The organism is Pseudomonas sp. AMR01 (assembly GCF_041946035.1).
Classification (GTDB): domain Bacteria; phylum Pseudomonadota; class Gammaproteobacteria; order Pseudomonadales; family Pseudomonadaceae; genus Aquipseudomonas; species Aquipseudomonas antarctica_B.
In genome coordinates this window covers 1-502 of the sequence record NZ_JAUTYR010000202.1, presented here as the reverse complement: position 1 = coordinate 502, position 502 = coordinate 1, and the positions used below count along the sequence as shown (strand labels likewise).

The following is a 502-nucleotide window of genomic DNA, read 5'->3' as shown; positions in this document are numbered from 1 at the left end:
GTCTGCTCCGGCCAGGGATTTCATCAAAAAATCAAGGCCGTAGTTGAACTCATGATTGCCCAAAGTCGAGGCATCAAAGCCCACAGTGTTCATCGCTTGGATGACGGGGTGCATGTCGCCTTCTTTCATGCCCCGCTCATAGGCGATGTAATCGCCCATGGGGTTGCCCTGAAGGAAGTCGCCATTGTCGAGGGTAAGCGTATTGGTGGCCTCGGCGCGAATCTCGTTGATGATGCTGGCCGTGCGGGCAAGGCCGAGTGTGTCGACTTCCTTGTCTGCGTAATAGTCGTAGGGGAAGACATGCACATGCAGGTCCGTCGTTTCCAGCAGGCGCAGATGGGCCTGATTGGCGGCTGCGTTGACGGAGAAGGGGTGCAGGGCGAGCAAACCGGCAGAACCGGCGAGGAAATGGCGGCGGTTAAGGCGGAGGGTCATGGGCGGCGATCCTTTGGTGAGACTTCAACCGCAGCTTGAGCATCCCCTCGCGTCCTTGCAAGCGTGA

1 protein-coding gene is annotated in these 502 nt (G+C 58.4%); it reads right to left on the bottom strand.

The annotated features are described in order from the left end of the window. On the bottom strand, positions 1-435 hold a 435-nt coding region (locus Q7C20_RS27240; RefSeq protein ID WP_375071246.1), incomplete at its 3' end, for a metallophosphoesterase. Positions 436-502 lie beyond the last annotated feature (67 nt).